We start from the raw sequence: 922 nt of genomic DNA, 5'->3' as shown, positions 1-922 counted from the left end.
CGCCGGCCGCCGCGAAGGCGCCGGCCAGCACCCGGCCCAGGCCGCGGGCGGCTCCGGTGATCAGAACGCGTCGGCCACCTTCGGTGGGCTCACTCATGGGCGGCTTCCTTCTCGGTCCGGGGCAGGGTGACGATCATCAGTACCACGCCGGCCAGCAGGATGCCCGCCCCCGACCGGAAGGCCAGCGCGTAGCCCTCGGCCAGGGCGGCCGGGCTCTCCGCACCGGCGGTGCGGGCCGCGGCGACCGTGGACAGCACCGCGAGGCCGAGTGAACCGCCCATGGTGCGGGAGGTGTTGACCAGTCCGGAGACCAGGCCCGCGTCGCCGGGCGCCGCCCCTGCGGTGGCCAGGGTGGCGAGCGGCGTCGACGCGAGTCCGGCGCCCAGGGCCATCAGCACGCCGGGGCCGAGCACGGTGGTGAGGTAGGCGCCCTCCGCGTGCATGCCGCTCTGCCACAGGTAGCCGACGGCTGCGGTGAGCGCGGCGAGCACCGCCACGTTGCGGGCGCCCACGACCAGCATCAGGCGCGGCGCGACGGTGGCCCCGACCACGATGCTCAACGACTGCGGTACGAAGGCCAGTCCGGCCTGGACGGGCGTGTAGTCGAGCACGTTCTGCATGTACAGCGACATGAAGTACCACATGCAGAACATCGCGGCGCCGTTGGTGAACAGTGCCGCGTTGGCCGCCGACACCGCACGGGAGCGGAACACGGCCGGCGGCATCAACGGGGACCGGGCGCGCAGTTCGACGAGGACGAACACGGTGAGCAGGACCAGGCCGCCGCCCAGCGCGACGAGTGTTCCCGGCGCGGTCCAGCCGGCGGACTCGGTGCGCACCACGCCGAAGGCCAGCGCGCCCAGTCCGCAGGTGACCAGCAGCGCCCCCGGCACGTCCAGCCGGCGCCCGCCGGGCTGCCGGC

Annotated in this window: 1 protein-coding gene; it reads right to left on the bottom strand. The window is 74.5% G+C overall.

The genetic code is table 11. The features are described from left to right. Positions 1-89: 89 nt before the first annotated feature. Positions 90-922: MFS transporter (locus ACYVE9_RS28545; RefSeq protein ID WP_461030781.1), on the bottom strand; the 833-nt coding region annotated here is incomplete at its 5' end.

Source organism: Streptomyces sparsus, from assembly GCF_054776295.1.
Note: the sequence above shows the minus strand (reverse complement) of the source record. Positions and strands in the feature narration are given on the sequence as shown.